This is a genomic window from Immundisolibacter sp. (assembly GCF_041601295.1).
GTDB lineage: Bacteria > Pseudomonadota > Gammaproteobacteria > Immundisolibacterales > Immundisolibacteraceae > Immundisolibacter.
Genome location: NZ_JBFIII010000058.1, coordinates 1 through 18,523, shown reverse-complemented (window position 1 = coordinate 18,523; position 18,523 = coordinate 1). Strand labels below are relative to the sequence as shown.

Genomic DNA, 18,523 nt, shown 5'->3' with positions numbered 1-18,523 from the left:
GGCTGTCGTAAAAACCGATTTCCGGCGCCTTGCGTACCCGGCGCTGGCCAGGGATATACAGATAGGCATCGAAATCGACGCTCTGGAAGTAGTTACAGCCGCTGAAGATGGTGCCCGCGCTGCGTGGGGGTGCCAGATCTTCCTGCGAGAAGCACCACATGGCACCACCGTTGCGTTCAAACATGTCGCCTTTGGGCTTTTCGGCGCCGGTCAAATACATGGGTTGTAGCCAGCGCTCTTTCTTGACGTGCTCGGCATACGTGCCATCGGTGAAGGCGTTGAAGCCATAGGCAACCGAGGTGAAATACTTACCGAAAAAATAGAAGGTGTGGTTGTACATGGCCTCGCCCCCATCCTGCGGGATGGGGAAGGGCACGCCCGGCTGGAACAACTCCTGCTTGACGCAGCGCTGGCGGGTGTTGGGGCCGCCCGGTGGCGGGTCGCACCAATCGGTGTTGCTCGCATTCCAGATCGAGGCGTCGTACAGCCATTGCGGGTACGAAGCACTGCGACGGCTCGGATAGATATTCAGCTTGAAGGTATCGGGATACTTCTTGAGCATCGCGATGGTGCCGGCCGACAGTTTGTCCTCATGCTGCTGGTAGTTCTGCGCCGTGATGGTGAACAGCACCTGGTCGTCCTGGTAAGGATCGACGTACCACTTGCCATCCTCGTAGCCAGCCGGGGGCGTCTTGATGCCGCCGTCCCAGGCCGGGATGGTACCGTCCGCGTTACCAGCCCGGATCGCACCAACCGGTGTCAGTTCCGTGCCTTCAAGGCCAATTCTGGCCGCTTCTTCCGGCGATACTTTCGCCTGCGCCAGCCCGGCCAGACCAGCGCCACTCGCGGCGAGCATCAGGCTCGCCGCGACCTTTATAAACTTCATGCAGGTTCCCCTTGAAAATGCCGACCTTTATCCTGGCGCTAGACCGCGCCGATCAGAAGGTGTAACTCACGTCGATAGCCAGGAAGTCGCGATCGGTCGTGCTGACGTTCCGCGAGCGAGTCGGCCGCCACTGGTCGTTGTCGCCATCGAAGAAGAAGGTCTGGTTGATACCCAGCTTCCAACGCAAGGCGTAGTCGAAAGTCACGCCCACCGACGCCTGCTTGCGGCCGCCCACGAACAACTGCGCACCACCCAGCTCTGGCGAGGTGCCCTCCACATCCCAGCGGAAGGCGGTGTTGAAGTCCATGTTGATGCGGTTGAACAGGATGTTGTTGTAGGTCAGACCGGAGCGCGCCTGGAAGCCCCAGAAGTGCCCAGTGATGTCGTCAAAGCGCACGAAACCACCACCAGCGGCTGCCGCAGCGGCGAGTGCACCTGGCGAACCACCCGTCTTCCTATGACCGTTCAGGTCGATACCCGGTACGTCATCCACCCAGCCAAACGCCACTTCGCCAATGGTGTTCCACTGATCGGCGCCCAGCAGCATGGGCATGGGGCCCCACAGCCGCTGCGTGGTGAGCTGAATCTGATGGCGCTTGTAGCGCTCGAAGCCCTCGAACTTGCTACCCGGAGTGTAAACATTACCACTCAGGTCCCCACCGGTAGCGCCAACCACCAAGAAGTCGGTGCCCTGGATCGGTGCATTACGCCGATAGCTGTACTCGCCGCCCAGCGCCCAGGGACCCACTGTGGTGTTGAAACTTACACCATAACGCTCCACATCCTTGGCGTAATCAAGATAAAAAGTATTGGGAGTCGGGGGACCCATAACGCCCGGCGTGCCGGCTAATGCCGACAGTTGCGGGTTGTGGTCATGCAGATTCTGGTAATACAGCCCAAAGTCGAAACCATTGCCCAGATTCGGTGCGTAGTAGCGCAACGCGAAGCCATACTGACCGCCATAGGACGGAATGTTGTCTCCGGACCGGGGCAGCGGCAGCGCCCCAAGCGCTAAGTGACACGTGCCACCATCTGGGGCCCTGCAGATTGGAAAGGGACCGGCCATGGCATTGGCAAAGCCGGCGCCATCGGCAATCGGGTCCAGCGAGGCAAAGAACGCACCGTACGGATCCGCCTTCACCTCGTCAAAACCGAACAACACGAAAGCTTCTGCGGTCAGCGCCTCGGTTGCCTGCCATGTGCCGTAGGCCGCCGGCGTACCGACCAGCGCGTCCTTGAGCTCCACGCCCGGCGCGCGAATCTTGCTGACGTCAAAGGTGTTGATGTCGTTCAGCGAGCCACCGATGAAGGTGTTCTCACCCCAGGAAATTACCTGCTTGCCCAGGCGAACGGTGAACTGGTCGGCGCTGCCCAGGCGCTTCAGAACATACGCATCGGTGATGTCACCGTGCTTGATGGCCCGGTTCTCGGACGCCTGCGGCAGCTGGTCGTCCTTGCCCAGCATGGCAAAGTCATAGAAGTAGTTGCCGCGAACGAAAGCGTTCCAGCGATTGCCATTGATCTGCAAGTCGTGCGAGGCCTTGACCACGTGCGAGAACATGTCCCACTTGTGGTCGAACACGGTGCGGTTGCCGTACTGGTTGTTGAGTAGCTCAGACCCGGTGTATGGGTGAGCTCGCGACAGATTCGGGTCGTATTTCTCAGTACGGAATTGCATTCCGTAGCCCAGCGTCGTGTCGAAGGTCGCGTCGACGCCGTCGAAAAGCTGGAAACTGACTGCCTGGGCACCGCCTGCTGCGGCAAGAGCCGCCGCGGCCAGCCAGTAACGAGCCGTGCGGGCGCGCGGCCCGGCATGTGTGCATGATTTCATGTCCCCTCCCGGTAACATCAGACTCATGGTTGTCACCGCCCATAATGGATCGGCGAACATCACGTCCGGCTAGGAGGGGTTCGACGCAGCCTACATGACCGGTCGTTCAGGTGGCCCGCCCAGCAACCCATGGGTTGCCGTCGCGACGCCAAGATGTCTTACCCTGGTTTTCGGGAACCCCCTCCCGCAAACCACCGCCCCCTCTTCGCACTCCAAAGCGGCGCCGCCATCCGGCCATCCAAGCCTTCTGACACCGCTGCATAAAGCGGAAGCTAACATCGTACAAAAACCGCTGTCAACCGCTTGCCCAATCCGAAACATCAACGGGCTGCGTAACCCTGGCCAGTCACCGACTGCAAACGAGGGTCCACACAGTGCGATAATTCGCACTTCGTTCGCTTGAGTTGCTCACCGCATGGACCCTACCCACGGGACTCGACCCAGTGCCACGTTGGACGACGACGCTGTGCTGCAACTGGCGCGCGACGTGCTGGACACCGAAGCCGACGCCGTGCGCCAACTGGCGTCACGCCTGGGCGAACCGTTCCTGCATGCCTGCCGGCTGTTGCTCGCCTGTCGCGGACGCGTGGTGGTGCTGGGCATGGGCAAGTCCGGGCATATTGGCGGCAAGCTTGCGGCCACGCTGGCCAGCACTGGCACCCCGGCTTTTTTTGTCCATCCGGGTGACGCCAGCCACGGTGACCTGGGCATGATTACCGCCCAGGACGTGGTGCTGGCGCTGTCGAATTCCGGCGAAACCACCGAGCTTCTGTTGATTTTGCCGATCATCCGCCGCCTGGGCGCGGGCCTGATTGCCATCACCGGCAGTCCCGACTCGACCCTGGCCCGGGAAGCCGATGTCAACCTCGATGCCAGCGTCGAACGCGAGGCCTGTCCGCTGGGCCTGGCGCCCACCGCCAGCACCACGGCGGCGCTGGCGCTGGGCGATGCACTGGCGGTGGCTCTGCTGCAGACACGGGGCTTTTCGCGCGACGATTTTTCCCGCAGTCACCCGGGCGGCAAGCTTGGCCGGCGCCTGCTGTTGCACGTCGCGGACGTAATGGTCAGCGGTGAGCGCCTGCCAGCGGTAACCGCCGATGCGACCTTGACCGAGGCCTTGCTTGAAATGACCCGCAAGGGTCTGGGCATGACGGCCATCGTCGACGCCGACGGCGGCGCACTTGGCATTTTTACCGACGGCGACCTGCGGCGCGCGCTGGAGAAGGTGGACAACATCAGACAGGTGGTCGTTCGCTCGGTGATGACCCCCGGCGGCGTGCGCATCGGCCCGCACGAACTGGCCGTGGAGGCCGCCGAGCTGATGCAGCGCCGGCGCGTTAACGCACTGCTGGTGGAAGACACGGACGGCCGACTGCTGGGAGCGCTCAACACGCATACCTTGCTCGCCGCCGGCGTGATCTGACGCGCCCCGATGGAACACCACCCCCCACACACGAATACGGAACTGCTGGCCCTGGCCGGCAGTATTGAACTGGTGGTTTTTGATGTCGACGGCGTGCTCACCGACGGCCGCCTTTACTTTGGCGCCGACGGCACCGAGTTGAAGGCTTTTCACGTACGCGATGGCCACGGCATAAAGTTGCTGCAGGAAGCCGGTATCAAGGTGGCCGCCCTCAGCGGCCGCCGCTCGGAAGCGGTCATCCGGCGCATGGATGAACTGCGGGTGAACGTGTACCGGCAAGGCTGCCAGCACAAGGATCGCGACCTTATGGACCTGCTGCAACACTTTGGCGTCGCCGGGCAGGCCACCGCCTACCTGGGCGATGACGTGATTGACCTGCCGGCCATGCGCCTGGTGGGTCTGCCGGTGGCGGTCGCCGACGCCCACCCCGGAGTGAGGGCCGCGGCACGCTGGACAACCACGCTGGACGGCGGGCGCGGCGCCGCGCGTGAATTATGCGACCTGATTGTCGACGCAAAATCGACGACTACAAAGCAGGCGTAGCGTCAGCCCGCACTCGCAAGGCTGCTAAACTTTTTGGCCCTGGCACCCAGGCTCAACCTTAGCTGGCGACATCGCATGTATTTTTTTTCAAATCGACGCCTGTGGGCGACCCTGCTGCTGTGCCTGACCGCCCCGGTCGTGGCGCTGGATGCGGACCGAAAACAGCCGATTTATATTGACGCCGACCGGGTCGAACTGGACGAGGCGCAGGGCCTGAACACCTATAGCGGTGCGGTTGAGGTGGTGCAAGGATCGATGAAAATCACCTCCGACAGCCTGATCATTCACACCAAGGATCGCAGCCCCATCCGTTATGTGGCTACCGGTAAACCCGCGCGCTATAAACAGCAGCCCAAGCCCAAGGAGGGCGATGTGGTCGCCACCGCCAATCAAATTGAGTACCTGGTGGCCGACAAGACATTGCACCTGCGGGGGGACGCGCGGATTACCCGCCAGGGCGACGTATTCCAGGGCGACCAACTGGTGTACGACACCAACCGCGACCTGGTCAGCGGCTCCGGCTCCAACGGCGGGCGCATCCGCATGATCATCCAGCCAAAAGACGACGCCCCGAAAGGCACACCGTGAGTCAGCTCACAGCGCATGACCTGCGCAAATCCTATCGTGGCCGCGTGGCCGTGGCCGGCGTTTCGCTTGAAGTCTTGCCGGGCGAGATTGTCGGCCTGCTGGGCCCCAATGGCGCCGGCAAGACCACATGTTTTTACATGATCGTTGGCCTGGAGCAGCCCGATAGCGGCAGCGTCGCCATTGACGGTACCGACGTTACCGAGCTTGGCGTGCCCGACCGGGCACGCCTGGGCCTGGGCTATCTGCCTCAGGAAGCCTCGGTTTTTCGCAAGCTGTCAGTCGAGGACAACCTGCGCGCGATACTCGAAACCCGCCGCGAACTGAGTCGCGATGCCCAAAACAAACGCCTTGAGCGGCTGCTCAGCGAACTGCACATCGGACACATCCGCGGCAGTCAGGGAGCGGCCCTGTCCGGTGGCGAACGGCGGCGGGTGGAAATTGCCCGCGCGCTGGTCATCGAGCCACGCTTCATGTTGCTTGACGAACCGTTTGCCGGAGTGGACCCGATCACCGTCATCGACATTCAACGCATCATCCGTGAACTGGCGGCGCGCGGCATCGGCGTCCTGATCACGGACCACAATGTGCGCGAGACGCTCGGCATTTGTCACCGCGCTTATATCGTCAACGAGGGCGAAGTGCTGGCAGCCGGCTCGCCGGAACGCATTCTCGACGATGATCGGGTACGGGCTGTTTATCTGGGCGACGCCTTCCGCTTGTAGTTTCGCCGTGCAGGCCTGTGTCTTTGCGGCAGCCGCGCTGTGCGGTACGCTTCTTGCTACCTGGAAGCACCCGTCGGCACCCGCATGAAGCAAGGGCTCGAACTTGGCGTCTCGCAGCACCTGGCGCTGACGCCACAGCTGCAGCAAGCAATACGCCTGCTGCAGCTGTCGACGCTCGACTTGCAGCTGGAGATCCGCGAGGCGCTGGACGCCAACCCGCTGCTTGAGGCCGAAGACGACCTGCCCGACCTCATTCCCGAGGAGTTGATCCCGCCACCCGCAGGCGAACAGCCAGACCGCACGCTGGAATTCGATGGTGATACCGACATTCCGCAGGAACTCGGTGTGGACGGCAACTGGGAAGACACCTTCATCGACCTGAATGCCGGCAGCGGAGCGGGCAGCCACGACGAGGACGATGGCAGCGACTACAGCTCCGGGGCCTGCAAACCGCAAACGCTGCATGACCTGCTGCTGTGGCAACTGGACCTGACACCGTTCAGCCCCGACGACCGACTCATCGCCGACATCATCATCGACAGTATTCAGCCAGACGGCTATCTCGGCCAGCCGGTACAGGAACTGTGCGCCATCGCCAGCAGCGGGCGCAGCGAACCGGTGGACGAAACCGAACTGCTGTCGGTACTGCGTCGCATCCAGCATTTCGACCCGGTCGGCGTGGCAGCGCGTGACCTGGCCGAATGTCTGCGCCTGCAGCTGGAACAACTCGACGACATTGATCCCGAGCAACGGGATTGGGCGCTGGCTGTGGTCGAGCACGTCGACCTGCTCGGCGAGCACGACTACAAGGCCCTGCAGCGCATCACCGACCTTTCGGCCGAGGCCATCGACGCCGCCGTCCACCTGATCCAGGCACTCAACCCGCGTCCCGGTAACAAGCTTGACCAGGAGGAGCCGGAGTACATCGTGCCGGACGTGTTGGTACGCAAGGTCAGCGGCAGCTGGCAAGTGGAGTTGAATCCCGCCATCGTGCCCAAACTGCGCGTCAACCAGACCTACGCCGGCATGATCCGCCGCCGTGACAGCAGCGCCGACAACGAATACCTGAAGAATCGCCTGCAGGAAGCCCGCTGGTTCATCAACAGCCTCAAGAGCCGCAACGACACCCTGCTGCGCGTCGCACGCGCCATCGTGCAACGGCAGATCGCGTTCTTCGAGGAAGGCCCGCAGGCCATGGTGCCGCTGGTGCTGCAGGACATCGCCGACGAACTTGAACTGCATCAGTCCACCATCTCACGCGCCACCAACCGCAAATACATGCACGCCCCGCGCGCCATTTACGAACTGAAGTTCTTTTTCTCCAGCCACGTGTCGACCAGCGACGGCGGCACCGCCTCGGCCACCGCCATCCGGGCGCAAATCCAGGATCTGATTCAGGCCGAGGGCAGCCACCCGCTGAGCGACAACGACCTGGCAGAGCGCCTCCAGCAACAGGGCATCAACGTGGCCCGACGCACGGTGGCCAAGTACCGCGAGAACATGGGCATCCCGTCCACCACCGCGCGGCGCAAGGCAGCCCGGCGCAAGACCTGACGACGGTCATGCAGCCACATCTGATTATCGTCAGCGGCCTGTCCGGCGCCGGTAAATCAACCGCGCTGCGGGCGCTCGAGGACCTCGGTTTCTACTGCGTGGACAATCTGCCGATCGCGCTGCTACCGGCGCTGGCGGAAGAGCTCAAACGTAGCCCGAGCCGGGCTGCCGCCCCGGCGGCGGTGGGGATCGATGCACGTAACGTGTCCGATCTGACGGCGTTTCCGGCCATTATCGAAACATTGCGCGGCGGTGGCATGGACTGCCAAGTGTTGTTCTTCACCGCCGACCGGCAGTCGCTGATCAATCGTTTCAACGAAACCCGCCGGCAACACCCCCTCGCCGTGCAGGGCGGGTCAGTCAGCGAAGCCATCGACGCCGAGCAAATGCGCCTCGCGCCAATCGCCGAGCTGGCCGACCGCAGCATCGACAGCTCCGGGCTCAATATCTATCAGCTACGCGCCACCGTGCGCGAGCTGCTAAGCCATGGTCAGCACACGCCCAGGCTGGTATTCCAGTCCTTTGGCTACAAATTTGGCACGCCGCTGGACGCCGACCTGGTGTTCGACATGCGGTGTTTGCCCAATCCGCACTGGGATCCGGCGCTGCGCGAGTTCACCGGCCTTGACGATCCGGTGCGCGAGTTCCTGGGGAGCCAAGCCGACGTCCTGCAGATGTTTGCCGATGTCCGGCAGTTTCTGAGTACCTGGCTGCCTCGCTTCGCTGCCAGCGACCGCAGCCAGTTGACGGTCGCTATCGGCTGCACCGGCGGCCGGCACCGCTCGGTGTATATGGCGACCCGCCTGGGCGAACACTTCAAAGACCAGCGCGACAGTGGCCAGCCGGGCCAGGTACTGGTCCGCCACCGCCAGTTGCCAGCCTGACCGGCAGTTATCTGATCAGCTCAGGGCCTGGGCCAGTTCCTCACGCTGGATCAGCGCCACGCCCTCGCCGCCGCGGGCAAGTTCCACCCAGGTAAACGGTACCTGGGGCAAGCGCTCGACCAAGGCCGGCCAGGTAGCGCCCACCTCCAGCACCAACAAGCCACCTTGCGTGAGGTGCTCGACCGCACCTTTGAGAATGCGCAGCGGGTGCTGTAGCCCCGCGTCGGGCGACAGCAGCGCGAGCTCGGGCTCGTGCCCATATTCGGCCGGCAGACCGCCATGCTCGGCCTGCGCCACATAGGGCGGATTGCTGACGATCAGATCGTAACGCCGGCCCGCCAACGCACTGTACAGGTCCGATTCCAGCAGGCGCACCCGCTGCCCAAGGCCGTAGCGGTCGACGTTGAGCGCCGCCACTGCCAACGCGCCCTCGCTGATGTCCACTGCATCCACCACTGCGTCGGGAAACGCCAAAGCGCATGCAATGGCTATACAACCGCTACCGGTCCCGATATCCAGGATCCGCTCCGGGGAATCCTGGTCCAGCCAGGGAGTGAAGCCCGTCTCAATCAGTTCAGCGATTGGCGAGCGCGGAATCAGCACCCGTCGATCAACTGCAAATCGCAGCCCGGCGAACCAGGCTTCGCCGGTGAGATACGGTGCCGGCATACGCTCATTGATGCGTCGGCTCAGCAAGGCGGTGACCGCTGCGCGTTCGTCAGCCGTCAAGGCGGCATCCAGAAACTCCGGCGCCAGCGGTAACTCGAGGTGCAGGGCATGCGCCAACAGCACCGCGGCCTCGTCTTCGGCCCCGGCTGTGCCGTGACCGAAAAACAAACCGGCGGCGCCAAACCGACTGCTACCCCAACGCAAAAAATCGCGCAGCGTACGAAGAGAATCCACGGTGGCCTTAGTTTTAGGCGGGCTGGCGACGGGCCACAGGGCGCTGCGGCGTGCGGCGCCGGGCCGGCAGTAAGCGGGCGGCCAATAGTAGCCCAAACACCGCCAGGTAGATGGCCGGTTCGGCCGTGTCGACCTTGACCTTCCACCAAAAATGCAACAGGGCGAGCCCGGTGGCGGCATATACCAGCCGATGCAGTGCCTGCCAGCGACGGGCGCCCAGTCGGCGCACAGCGGCATCGAACGAGGTTGCCGCAAGCGGCAGCAGCAGCAGGGCCGCTGCCATGCCGGCGGTAATGAACGGCCGCTTGAACACATCCTGCACGATCAGCGACAGCGCCAGTCCCTGGTCGAGCACTGCGTAGACCAGCAAATGCATCAAGGCATAGGCGGCCGCGGACAGCCCAAGCAGGCGCCGATGGCGCAGCAACCCGTTCCAGCCAGTCAGGCGCCGCACCGGCGTGGCGGCAAGCGTCAGCAGTAACAAGCGCAGCGCCCACTGGCCGAGTTCAAGCGTCAGCTCCTCCACCGGATTGGCGCCGAGTTGATTCTGCAGCGCGCGCAATAACAACAGAAGCGCTGGAGTCAGCACCAACAGCCACAGGGCAGCCAGCCACATTCTGATTGTGGTTACGCTACGCAGCACCGGTCAATAATCCCGACTCAGGTCCATGTCCGAGTACAGACTGGCGACTTCCTCAGCATAGCCATTGAACGGCAAGGTAGGCCGGCGCGCCGTGAACAGCCCCTCCCCCAGACGTCGCTCGCGCGCCTGCGACCAGCGGGGATGATCGACTGCTGGGTTCACATTGGCGTAAAACCCGTACTCCCGAGGTGCGACAACATTCCAGGCGGTTTTCGGCTGCTGCTCGGTAAAACGTATGCGCACAATCGATTTCACACTCTTGAAGCCATATTTCCAGGGCACCACCAAACGCAGCGGTGCGCCGTTCTGGTTGGGCAGAAGATCGCCGTATACACCCACTGCGAGAAAGCTGAGCGGGTGCATGGCCTCGTCCAGGCGCAGTCCTTCCACATACGGCCAGGGCAGTACATCGCGACGCTGTCCCGGCATCTGCTCGGGGTCGTGCAAAGTGGTGAACTCAACGTACTTGGCCGATCCGAGTGGCTCTACCCGGCGCAGCACATCGGCAAGGGGCAGCCCGATCCAGGGAATCACCATTGACCAGCCCTCCACGCAGCGCAGACGGTAGATGCGCTCCTCAAGCTGCTGCGGCTTCAGAAACTCATCGATATCCAGAGTCAGCGGACTGGCCACCGCGCCGTCGATTACCACCTGCCACGGCCGCGGTCGCAAGCTGTGCGCGTGCGCGGCCGGGTCGGCCTTGTCGGTACCAAACTCATAAAAATTGTTATAGCCCGTCACAAATTCGTGCGGCGTCAGTGCCTCATCGGTGCCAAACCCACCGCGCGGAGCATTTGCAAACACACCCCCTGCAGGGGCAACAGCCCGCGACCGGACGGGTAATAGCGAGCCGACCACAAGCCCGGCGCCCGCCTGCAACAAGCGACGGCGCGCCTCATAAACCGGACGCGGTGTCACCGCCGAGGCCGCCAGAATCCAGGATTTCACGCGTCTCATCGTCCGCCTCCAGTACAGCATCTGTTACCGCTTAGACGCCACGCATGACGACATTGTTACGACAGTCCTCCCATGCTTGACGGTACCGCTAATTTATGTAGTCTTGAACATGCCTGTCATTCACATCACTGATAAGTCAGGCATTTGATTAAATACTTATCCAACTCTCAGGGAGAAGCCAAATGACCTTTATCTCACGCACTGTACTTGCCTTGTCCTTCGCGCTCGGCGCCGGCATCGCCACAGCCGCAACGGTGGACATCAACTGTGCCGACGCAGCGGCCCTGGCCGCTGGCTTGAACGGTGTCGGCGATGCCAAAGCCCAGGCCATCGTCACGCACCGCGCCGAGATGGGCCTGTTCAAAACCGCGGATGATCTTGCAGCAGTCAAAGGCATCGGCGCCAAAACGGTCGAAGCCAACCGCGCCAACATCACCGTCAGCGAGAGCTGCGAGGCTCCCGCACCCCAGTAAATTCGAAGATTTTTGCTTTGGCTGGCCAGTCGCCCGCGGACTGGCCAGCGTTTCTTCACGGCCGAGCGGCGCCCGCGTACCACTTCCACACGCCCGCGAGAAACCGAATCCCAAAACTGGACATGGGAGCGTGAAGACACGCGGTTCGAGCGCGGTCGATAGCCTGTTTCAAGAATTTGGTGGGCCGTCAGGGAATCGAACCCTGGACACGCGGATTAAAAGCGTCTTCAGGCCGCTTTTAAGGACTTCGAAAGTCTTTTATTAACCCATAAAAACCAGACTCTTAAGGTCGAAATTTGTTTGAGGTGATAAGTACAAATTTGAGGCATTTCGTGTCACGATAGTGACTCTGTGGTGATTTGCCACGACACGCGGATACGAGCCTTCATGAAGCTCACAAAACGCACCGTCGACGCCCTTCTGCCGCCCCCTCATGGGGCTACGATCCACTGGGATAGCGGGCTCAAGGGCTTCGGGCTCCGTGTCACTGCACACGGTGTAAAGGCCTTCGTAGTGGATGGGTATCCATCTGGAAAGCGTCGACGTCTGACCGTCGGCCGCTACGGGCCACTCACCCCAGAGCAGGCGCGCGATCGGGCCAAGCGGCTGTTGCTCGACATGAAGGACGGCATCGACCCTGTCGTCGAACGTGAGCGCCAGCGCCTACGGTCACTGACGCTGCGCTCGGTCGTAGCCGACTACGTGGGCGCGCGCGAGATCAAGCCGCGAACCATCTATGATGTGGAGCGCATCTTCTACCGCAACGGCTTCGCCGACTGGCTGGACGAACCGCTCAGGGCACTTACCCCCGATCGGGTACGCCGGCGCCACGCCGAGCTCGGCAAGCGCTCCAAGGCGCAGGCCAATCAGGCCATGCGCTACCTGCGGGCGGTGTTCAACTTCGCGATAGCCAGCTACACCGACGACAACGGCGAACCGCTCCTCGCCTATAACCCGGTGGCGGTGCTGTCGCGCACCCGCAGCTGGTACCGGGTCAGTCGCCGGCAGACCGTCATCCAGCGCTACCAGCTGCGGCCCTGGTTCGATGCAGTCGTCGCCCTGGCGAATGAAACAGCGCGCGATTTCTTCCTGCTCACCGTGCTGACCGGGCTGCGCCGCAGCGAAGGCCTCGGCCTGACCTGGGATCGGGTGGACCTCGAAGGCGGCACACTGACCATTGCCGACACCAAAGCGTACCGCCGGCACACCCTTCCGCTGACCGATTTTCTGCTCGACCTGCTCACCCGGCGCAAGGCTGAAACCCCGCTGGATTGCCCGTGGGTATTCGCCGACTCGCGTGGCCGAAACCTGCAAAACCTGCGCTTCGCCCTGGAGCAGGTAGAACGGGTCTCCACCGTGAGCTTCTGCGTCCATGACCTGCGCCGCACCTTCGCTACCGTGGCCGATTCCCTGGACATTCCGGCCTATGCCTTGAAGCGGCTGCTCAATCATTCCACCGGCTCGGACGTCACCGCCGGTTACATCATCGCCGACGTGGAACGCCTGCGTGTGCCCATGCAAAAGATCACCGACTACTTCCTCAAGGCCGGCGGGCTGCGGGACGGTGCGGCCGTAGTGGCGTTTGCCAGAAAGTACGTCAGTGACGTAGTATGATTTTCATCGAAATACGGAACTTCACCGCTCGGCTGCCTGACTACCTATCCGACGACGAGTACCGCGAACTGCAAACGTACCTGGCGCAGCGTCCCGAAGCGGGTGACCGAATTCCTGGCGGCGGTGGCCTGCGCAAGCTGCGGTGGGCAGCCAAAGGGCATGGCAAGTCGGGCGGCGTGCGAGTGTTTTATTACTGGCTGCGGGCAGACGATCAGATATATCTGTTCACCCTGCTCGGCAAGAGCGAGCGCGCGGACCTGGACAAGGCCACGTTGCACGCCATCGCCAAGTCCTTGGAGACATTGAAATGAACAAGCGCAACATCGGTCGGGAAATCCTGGAAGGTATCGACGAGATCAAGGACTGGCGGCGCGGGAAAACCTCGCTTCGCAGTACCGAGATTACGTTGCCAGCGGCGGCGGACGTGGCCGGTATCCGTAAGCAGCTGTCGCTTTCGCAAGAATCGTTCGCTGCGTTCCTCGGCGTCAGCATCGGCACTGTTCGTGGCTGGGAGCAGGGCCGGCGCGAGCCCCAAGGGCCGGCGCGGGTGTTGTTGCTGGTGGCCAGCCGCCAGCCGGTAGCGTTCAAAAAAGCCCTGACGACAGCCCGCAAGCATGCACAGGCAGCGTAAACGCCAAGTCAGTGGCGCGCGACCCTATAGAAGGCATAAGCCATGACCCATAACCGACTTCCCGTTCGAGCTACTGGCCCGGCGCAAAGCCGAAAGCCCGTTGGATTGTTCGTGGGTGTTCGCCGATGGCCGCGGCCGGCACCTGCAAAACCTGCGCTTTGCAACGTCTGCTCAACCACTCTCCCCGGCTCGGACGTGGCCGCCGGCTACATCATTGCCAACGTGGAACGGCTACGGGCACCGATGCAGAAGATCACCGACTACTTGCTTAAGGCCGTGGTCTGCGACAAAGCGCCGGCGTGGTCGATCTCGCTGCATTCAAAGGATGAGTACGCTCGATGGTGGTCCCCATGCGCCACGTCGATTTGTCATCCATAAGATGACATAGTAATCTACTACATTACATGATCCAATCATTTCGTCACCGTGGGCTGGAACGGTTCTTCACCCGCAGCGATTACCGAGGGATTCCGGCGCAGTTCGCGGCCCGCCTGGAACGGATGTTGGACCGTCTGGATGCTGCCCGAAGGCCGGACGACATGAACCTACCCGGTTACCACTTCCATGAACTCAAAGGAAGCCGGTCAGGCACTTACGCGGCGAACGTGTCAGGAAACTGGCGCTTGACGTTCCGTTTCGAGGGCGACCACGCAACCCACGTCGATTTGGAGGACTACCACTGATGCACACTCTGAGACATACCCGCCGGAAGCCGACCCATCCCGGGGCCATACTGCGGGAAGACGTATTGCCCGCACTGGACATGACGCAGGGTGAATTCGCCCGCCGGCTGGGCGTTTCCCGACTGACTGTGAGCGACCTGCTGCACGAGAAACGGGCGTTGTCCGCCGAGATGGCGGCTCGCCTGGGCAAGCTGCTGGACACCACGCCGGAATCCTGGCTTGCCATGCAAACCGCCCTTGACCTGTGGGCAGTGGCGCAGGATACCAACCGCCTGGCTGGCGTGGAGCCGATCAGGCCCGAAGATGCTGCCCTGCGCCTCGATAGCTCGCAACCGCCGGTGGCGCCCCTAGAGAGCCGTCCCGGCCGGCACCCTGGGGTGACAGTGTTGCGCTACAGTCCCAATACGACCCGTCGGCGACCTGCGACCAAACGGATACACCGCAAGGGCGCGGCCTGACCGTGAGTCCATAAAATAGTGGGCGAGCACTAAAGAGCGGTAGACCGTGCTTGATTTGACGAACTCGTTATCGCATTTGCCGCAATTGCTCGGGGACATCCGGCGCTTAGGCTGGGGGACGATTAGAAGGGTGGCAATGCGGGCAAACGTCCTTCTGCCAAACCGCACACAGGAAGAAATCTTCGAAGCCGCAAAGGTTATAGATTGGATGGTCGCGCAATGCGAGTTGCTACGCGGTCGTGCTCGTCCAGGAGAGTACTTTTTAGAAATTGGCGGAGATTTACGTCGTGAGTTAGAGCCAACGCTTGCATGGTTATATTTTTCCGACGCCGGCTTCGCCAAAGGCCTCTTCGAGTTAAGAGACTTGTTCGACCTGACAGACCTGAAAAGCATTGAGGGCGTTGGTTGGGAAGAGCTATTCGCCGTGCTGGCCCTCTGTTTGTCATGTAGCTGGAGGGAGGGTTACGAGGCATTGGAACAGAGCCGCGGGGCGAGATCTGTGTTGCAAGTCGACCGAGCTCTCTCCCTCGGCGAACTTGCCGCCGATGCGGTGGAGGCGATCTGGTATGCGGAAACGCTGGCCGTGAAGGATATAGACCAAGCGCCGAAGCTTGAGATCGAAGTCATAAGGCGCATCAGCCTGCAGAGCCAACAGGCGGCCATCGCGCGCCACGCCCGCACCAATGCGCTGAAGACCGAATTTCTTCAGTTCGCCCAAAATTTATCGGGCATTAGCAAGCGGGAAATCGCGCGGCGATTTCTTCGCGGTTTGCCCAAAGAAAAACAGATTCTCAGCCAGCCCAACGCGTTGCGTACGCTTACCAGCTGGCTACAACAGGCGGACTGAGGCTTCCGGCGCTGGTGGTCTGCGCGGAGACGTATTACGTCAGCGCGCACACGTACTACGTCTGCGGGCACACGGTCTCGCCGGCCATATTTTAGTTCGCAAGACAGTTTCCGCGTCCTTCATCAGACAGCGGAGACATTATGACAATCCTACTTTTAACCACCGCCGAAACTGCCGAACTTCTCGGCATCAGCAAGGCGTTCCTGGAACGTGACCGCTGGGCCGGCGCGCGAATACCTTTTATAAAGGTCGGCGCACGGGCCGTGCGCTATCGGTTGGCCGACCTGGAGGACTACCTCGCACGCCAGGTGCGCGTCTCCACCAGCGACCCGGGGCACCAGACATGAGTGCCGCCTCCATCTGGGAGGGTGCCGACATTGGCGGAACACCCCACCAGCACGATCGCGCCTTCATCGCGCGCAACCTTAATTCACTGCCAGTCGAATTTCGGGAACCCGTACGGCGTCAATACGCCAGTATCTTCAAAAAAACAGGCCGCAGCGAAGCCAATTTGTGGCTACTCGAAATTGGCGAACGTGCCAGCGCGGCGCCGTTACCGCTGACGTTTGACGACGATGACTTGGTGCTCAAGGCGAGAAGCCTGGCTCGTAGCTGCTCCGCCGCGATGGCCTCGACGTCACACGTTCCGCTGCCGACCTTCGACGCACTGGCGGCGAAACATGGCCTTAGGCCTCCGAACGCACTGACGCCAGCAGGCAAGGCCGCGCGTTATCGCTGCGAACGATGGTGGCGCCGGCGTCTGCGGCGCTGTCACGGGGAAAGCATTGAACGGTTGGCGGTCACGCTGAACCTGGTGAACAAGCAACTCGGCCCGTATGCCAGCAAGGTGGCCGTACACCGCCGGGCGCAGAGCCGGCGGCGCACGGCCGCGCTCATGCAAACCCTGCTCGCAGTCAATGAGCTCGGGGAGGAATTCAGCCTAGCCGAGCTGCAAGCCCACTCCACGGCAAACCCGCGCAACCGCCGTGCCGAACTTATGGTGCGAATGGCGGGCTTTGAAGCACTGGCCGACCGTCGTGGCGATGTCGCCGTGTTCTATACGATCACCTGTCCGGGGCGCATGCACCGCAGCTTGTCGGTGAACAGCGACCCGAATCCGCGCTATGACGCCACGACACCGGGTGAAGCCCAGGTTTACCTGTGCAACTTGTGGGCGCGCGCCCGGTCAGCATTGGCCCGCGCTGGCGTTCGTCCCTATGGCCTTCGCATCGCCGAGCCGCATCATGACGAAACTCCGCACTGGCACCTGTTGCTGTTCATGCCGGCGGACCGTGTGAATATCGTTGGCACTATCCTGCGCCGCTACGCCCTGGCTCGAGACCCCGACGAGCCAGGCGCAGCGGCGCATCGGTTCCGGGAGGTAATCATCGACCCCGAAAGGGGCAGGGCAACCGGTTATATAGCGAAGTACGTCTCTAAGAACGTCGATGGGGCGTACATCGAAAACGACGAAACCGGGTGGGATGGCGAACAAGCGGCAGCGCGAGTAAATGCCTGGGCCAGTCTCTGGCGCATCCGCCAGTTTCAGCAAATCGGCGGCCCACCAGTCACCGTTTGGCGGGAACTTCGCCGCTTGGCGGAAGCACCTGAAGGAATACTCGAAACAGCTAGACAGGCCGCCGACGCGGGCAACTGGGCCGATTTTGTGGAAACACTGGGCGGTCCGGACGTCGCCCGCAAAGACCAGCAAATCAAATTGGCGCGCGTCTGGTGCGAGCGTCTCGGACAATACCGCGAACCGATTGGTTATCAGATAGTCGGGTTGGAGGCGGGTGAAGTCACGTTGCCGACCCGACTCCACGAGTGGCGCGTGGTCCAGAACGTAAACCCGGAATTTCTAGCCGCGAGCGCGTCAGCGCGAGTGGCCTTGGAGTACTGTCAATAACTGTACTATCCAACGACAAATGGTTCAATCCCAGTGACACTTAGGCAGAGCAACTCTGCAACCTGCAATTCGCTCCCCTCGTCCGATGGTATGTTATGAATCTCACAGTGAGACAGAGCCTGCTCGGCAAGTAGCGGTCTATGTACAACGTGAATGTCCACATTCGGAGCGCCGTCAGCCCGAGAGGCCATAACTAACAACCGTGCCTTTCCAATGTTCTCAATTATTAGCTTAGAATTCCTATTAGTTTCCGCCTTAAATCCCCCCTTCTTTAGATCGTCGCGCACCCCATCCAAACACGTTTCCCAGTCGCTTGGCAGAAAATATTCCGGCCAGTAAACTGATATGTCCTGGTCGTCGCGGTTTCTGCGGCGTTGAAACGCGCCCGGCATGGGCCTAGTACAAGCTTCATCTTCAAATCGGCTGGGTGACGCAAACCGAACAAAATGATGCTCGTCGGGTATTATGTCGCCGGCCACCATTCCACTACCCGCGCCAATATTCCGGCTTCACTAACGCAACCAAATTTGAAGCGGCTTCCTCCGTTTTCAGAAACCTGCCATTAACAGCCGAAAATCGCGCGCGGTTAAATTCGTCTCTTATAAGTAAAGAAAACACGGCGCCGCCAATTTCACGAAATTCAACCGTGATAATCCCCCGATCAGAGTTGCGCCAACGAGCCTGAATAGCACCAGCCGAGTTTAACCCTAAGCCTGGTAACAATATATCTGCCGGCATAAGACCGATAAACTTGTCAAAATTTCTGACCGATCCAGCACTCATCATTACACTACCAGGCTCATCACCCACCATCTTTAGCAAGGCCCTAAGGCGCAGCTTTGTCTCATCTATGAAGCGAAAGTTGGAGCGCGCCCCAAAACCGTCAATCGCATTAGATGTCGATTTCTTTTCAAAATCCAGAATCTGCGCAAACGGACTTTTTTTTATTTCCGCCTCGGTTTCTTCCGTAATGTGCG

General features: G+C 61.5%; 21 protein-coding genes. 15 read left to right on the top strand and 6 right to left on the bottom strand.

The window, feature by feature from the left end; translation table 11 throughout:
- Together ABZF37_RS09065 and ABZF37_RS09060 are read right to left on the bottom strand one after the other, a co-directional pair.
- On the bottom strand, positions 1-886 hold an 886-nt coding region (locus tag ABZF37_RS09065), incomplete at its 3' end, for a DUF1329 domain-containing protein (RefSeq protein WP_372719072.1).
- A gap of 52 nt (positions 887-938) precedes the next feature.
- Entirely contained in the window at positions 939-2,717 is a 1,779-nt protein-coding gene (locus ABZF37_RS09060) for a DUF1302 domain-containing protein (protein WP_372719070.1), read from the bottom strand.
- 415 nt (positions 2,718-3,132) lie between these two features.
- Here ABZF37_RS09060 and ABZF37_RS09055 point away from each other — a divergent pair, with 415 nt between their 5' ends.
- The 6 genes from ABZF37_RS09055 to rapZ all read left to right on the top strand — a co-directional run bounded on the left by ABZF37_RS09055 (position 3,133) and on the right by rapZ (position 8,431).
- Positions 3,133-4,140 (top strand): KpsF/GutQ family sugar-phosphate isomerase, encoded by a 1,008-nt coding sequence (locus ABZF37_RS09055; protein WP_372719068.1) that lies wholly within the window; start codon positions 3,133-3,135, stop codon positions 4,138-4,140.
- Between the two features lie 9 nt (positions 4,141-4,149).
- Positions 4,150-4,683, top strand: a complete 534-nt coding sequence (locus ABZF37_RS09050; RefSeq protein WP_372719066.1) for a KdsC family phosphatase — start codon at positions 4,150-4,152, stop codon at positions 4,681-4,683.
- 75 nt (positions 4,684-4,758) lie between these two features.
- A complete protein-coding gene (gene lptA / locus ABZF37_RS09045; RefSeq protein ID WP_372719063.1) occupies positions 4,759-5,271 on the top strand; it encodes a lipopolysaccharide transport periplasmic protein LptA in 513 nt (170 codons plus the stop codon).
- Positions 5,268-5,993, top strand: a complete 726-nt coding sequence (lptB, locus tag ABZF37_RS09040; RefSeq protein ID WP_372719061.1) for an LPS export ABC transporter ATP-binding protein — start codon at positions 5,268-5,270, stop codon at positions 5,991-5,993. Before lptA ends, lptB begins: the two co-directional genes overlap by 4 nt.
- Positions 5,994-6,077: 84 nt before the next feature.
- A complete protein-coding gene (locus tag ABZF37_RS09035; protein ID WP_372719059.1) occupies positions 6,078-7,547 on the top strand; it encodes an RNA polymerase factor sigma-54 in 1,470 nt (489 codons plus the stop codon).
- Between the two features lie 8 nt (positions 7,548-7,555).
- Positions 7,556-8,431 (top strand): RNase adapter RapZ, encoded by an 876-nt coding sequence (gene rapZ / locus ABZF37_RS09030; protein ID WP_372719057.1) that lies wholly within the window; start codon positions 7,556-7,558, stop codon positions 8,429-8,431.
- Positions 8,432-8,446: 15 nt separating this feature from the next.
- Here rapZ and prmB read toward each other — a convergent pair whose 3' ends face one another.
- The 3 genes from prmB to msrP are packed head-to-tail and all read right to left on the bottom strand — an operon-like array spanning position 8,447 to position 10,952.
- Positions 8,447-9,334 (bottom strand): 50S ribosomal protein L3 N(5)-glutamine methyltransferase, encoded by an 888-nt coding sequence (gene prmB / locus ABZF37_RS09025; protein WP_372719055.1) that lies wholly within the window; start codon positions 9,332-9,334, stop codon positions 8,447-8,449.
- 13 nt (positions 9,335-9,347) lie between these two features.
- Positions 9,348-9,950, bottom strand: a complete 603-nt coding sequence (locus tag ABZF37_RS09020) for a ferric reductase-like transmembrane domain-containing protein (RefSeq protein WP_372719053.1) — start codon at positions 9,948-9,950, stop codon at positions 9,348-9,350.
- A gap of 30 nt (positions 9,951-9,980) precedes the next feature.
- The gene (gene msrP / locus ABZF37_RS09015; RefSeq protein WP_372719074.1) at positions 9,981-10,952 is read right to left on the bottom strand and encodes a protein-methionine-sulfoxide reductase catalytic subunit MsrP; all 972 of its coding nucleotides are present in this window, start codon (positions 10,950-10,952) and stop codon (positions 9,981-9,983) included.
- A 164-nt stretch (positions 10,953-11,116) separates the two neighbouring features.
- Between msrP and ABZF37_RS09010 the strand changes: the two genes are divergently transcribed.
- The 9 genes from ABZF37_RS09010 to ABZF37_RS08970 all read left to right on the top strand — a co-directional run bounded on the left by ABZF37_RS09010 (position 11,117) and on the right by ABZF37_RS08970 (position 17,546).
- Complete coding sequence (locus ABZF37_RS09010; protein ID WP_372719051.1) at positions 11,117-11,407, top strand: ComEA family DNA-binding protein; 291 nt, start codon at positions 11,117-11,119, stop codon at positions 11,405-11,407.
- Positions 11,408-11,794: 387 nt separating this feature from the next.
- The gene (locus ABZF37_RS09005) at positions 11,795-13,021 is read left to right on the top strand and encodes a tyrosine-type recombinase/integrase (RefSeq protein ID WP_372719048.1); all 1,227 of its coding nucleotides are present in this window, start codon (positions 11,795-11,797) and stop codon (positions 13,019-13,021) included.
- The gene (locus ABZF37_RS09000) at positions 13,018-13,332 is read left to right on the top strand and encodes a transcriptional regulator (RefSeq protein WP_372719046.1); all 315 of its coding nucleotides are present in this window, start codon (positions 13,018-13,020) and stop codon (positions 13,330-13,332) included. The genes ABZF37_RS09005 and ABZF37_RS09000 overlap by 4 nt, the downstream gene beginning before the upstream one ends.
- Complete coding sequence (locus ABZF37_RS08995) at positions 13,329-13,652, top strand: helix-turn-helix domain-containing protein (RefSeq protein ID WP_372719044.1); 324 nt, start codon at positions 13,329-13,331, stop codon at positions 13,650-13,652. The genes ABZF37_RS09000 and ABZF37_RS08995 overlap by 4 nt, the downstream gene beginning before the upstream one ends.
- Before the next feature lie 404 nt (positions 13,653-14,056).
- Positions 14,057-14,335, top strand: a complete 279-nt coding sequence (locus ABZF37_RS08990; RefSeq protein ID WP_372719042.1) for a type II toxin-antitoxin system RelE/ParE family toxin — start codon at positions 14,057-14,059, stop codon at positions 14,333-14,335.
- On the top strand, positions 14,335-14,793 hold the full coding sequence (locus tag ABZF37_RS08985; RefSeq protein ID WP_372719040.1) for a HigA family addiction module antitoxin: 459 nt from the start codon (positions 14,335-14,337) through the stop codon (positions 14,791-14,793). The genes ABZF37_RS08990 and ABZF37_RS08985 overlap by 1 nt, the downstream gene beginning before the upstream one ends.
- Positions 14,794-14,839: 46 nt before the next feature.
- Positions 14,840-15,640: a hypothetical protein gene (locus ABZF37_RS08980; RefSeq protein WP_372719038.1), complete on the top strand. Its 801-nt coding sequence runs from the start codon at positions 14,840-14,842 to the stop codon at positions 15,638-15,640.
- Between the two features lie 140 nt (positions 15,641-15,780).
- Positions 15,781-15,987 (top strand): helix-turn-helix transcriptional regulator, encoded by a 207-nt coding sequence (locus tag ABZF37_RS08975; protein ID WP_372719036.1) that lies wholly within the window; start codon positions 15,781-15,783, stop codon positions 15,985-15,987.
- Positions 15,984-17,546, top strand: coding sequence for a replication endonuclease (locus ABZF37_RS08970; protein WP_372719034.1), 1,563 nt, complete (start codon positions 15,984-15,986; stop codon positions 17,544-17,546). The genes ABZF37_RS08975 and ABZF37_RS08970 overlap by 4 nt, the downstream gene beginning before the upstream one ends.
- Before the next feature lie 486 nt (positions 17,547-18,032).
- On the opposite strand, the gene ABZF37_RS08965 is transcribed toward ABZF37_RS08970, so the two are convergent.
- A partial coding sequence (locus ABZF37_RS08965; protein ID WP_372719032.1) for a hypothetical protein occupies positions 18,033-18,523 on the bottom strand: 491 nt, incomplete at its 5' end.

What these genes read in the sequence shown, in the direction of transcription:
- ABZF37_RS09055 (WP_372719068.1), top strand. Translation starts at nt 3,133, where the DNA reads ATGGACCCTACCCACGGGACTCGACCCAGTGCCACGTTGGACGACGAC.
- ABZF37_RS08985 (WP_372719040.1), top strand. Translation starts at nt 14,335, where the DNA reads ATGCACACTCTGAGACATACCCGCCGGAAGCCGACCCATCCCGGGGCC.
- ABZF37_RS08990 (WP_372719042.1), top strand. Translation starts at nt 14,057, where the DNA reads ATGATCCAATCATTTCGTCACCGTGGGCTGGAACGGTTCTTCACCCGC.
- ABZF37_RS08975 (WP_372719036.1), top strand. Translation starts at nt 15,781, where the DNA reads ATGACAATCCTACTTTTAACCACCGCCGAAACTGCCGAACTTCTCGGC.
- ABZF37_RS08970 (WP_372719034.1), top strand. Translation starts at nt 15,984, where the DNA reads ATGAGTGCCGCCTCCATCTGGGAGGGTGCCGACATTGGCGGAACACCC.
- ABZF37_RS09010 (WP_372719051.1), top strand. Translation starts at nt 11,117, where the DNA reads ATGACCTTTATCTCACGCACTGTACTTGCCTTGTCCTTCGCGCTCGGC.
- ABZF37_RS09060 (WP_372719070.1), bottom strand. Translation starts at nt 2,717, where the DNA reads ATGAAATCATGCACACATGCCGGGCCGCGCGCCCGCACGGCTCGTTAC.
- ABZF37_RS09005 (WP_372719048.1), top strand. Translation starts at nt 11,795, where the DNA reads ATGAAGCTCACAAAACGCACCGTCGACGCCCTTCTGCCGCCCCCTCAT.
- ABZF37_RS09050 (WP_372719066.1), top strand. Translation starts at nt 4,150, where the DNA reads ATGGAACACCACCCCCCACACACGAATACGGAACTGCTGGCCCTGGCC.
- ABZF37_RS09035 (WP_372719059.1), top strand. Translation starts at nt 6,078, where the DNA reads ATGAAGCAAGGGCTCGAACTTGGCGTCTCGCAGCACCTGGCGCTGACG.
- ABZF37_RS09020 (WP_372719053.1), bottom strand. Translation starts at nt 9,950, where the DNA reads ATGTGGCTGGCTGCCCTGTGGCTGTTGGTGCTGACTCCAGCGCTTCTG.
- ABZF37_RS09000 (WP_372719046.1), top strand. Translation starts at nt 13,018, where the DNA reads ATGATTTTCATCGAAATACGGAACTTCACCGCTCGGCTGCCTGACTAC.
- ABZF37_RS08995 (WP_372719044.1), top strand. Translation starts at nt 13,329, where the DNA reads ATGAACAAGCGCAACATCGGTCGGGAAATCCTGGAAGGTATCGACGAG.
- lptA (WP_372719063.1), top strand. Translation starts at nt 4,759, where the DNA reads ATGTATTTTTTTTCAAATCGACGCCTGTGGGCGACCCTGCTGCTGTGC.
- rapZ (WP_372719057.1), top strand. Translation starts at nt 7,556, where the DNA reads ATGCAGCCACATCTGATTATCGTCAGCGGCCTGTCCGGCGCCGGTAAA.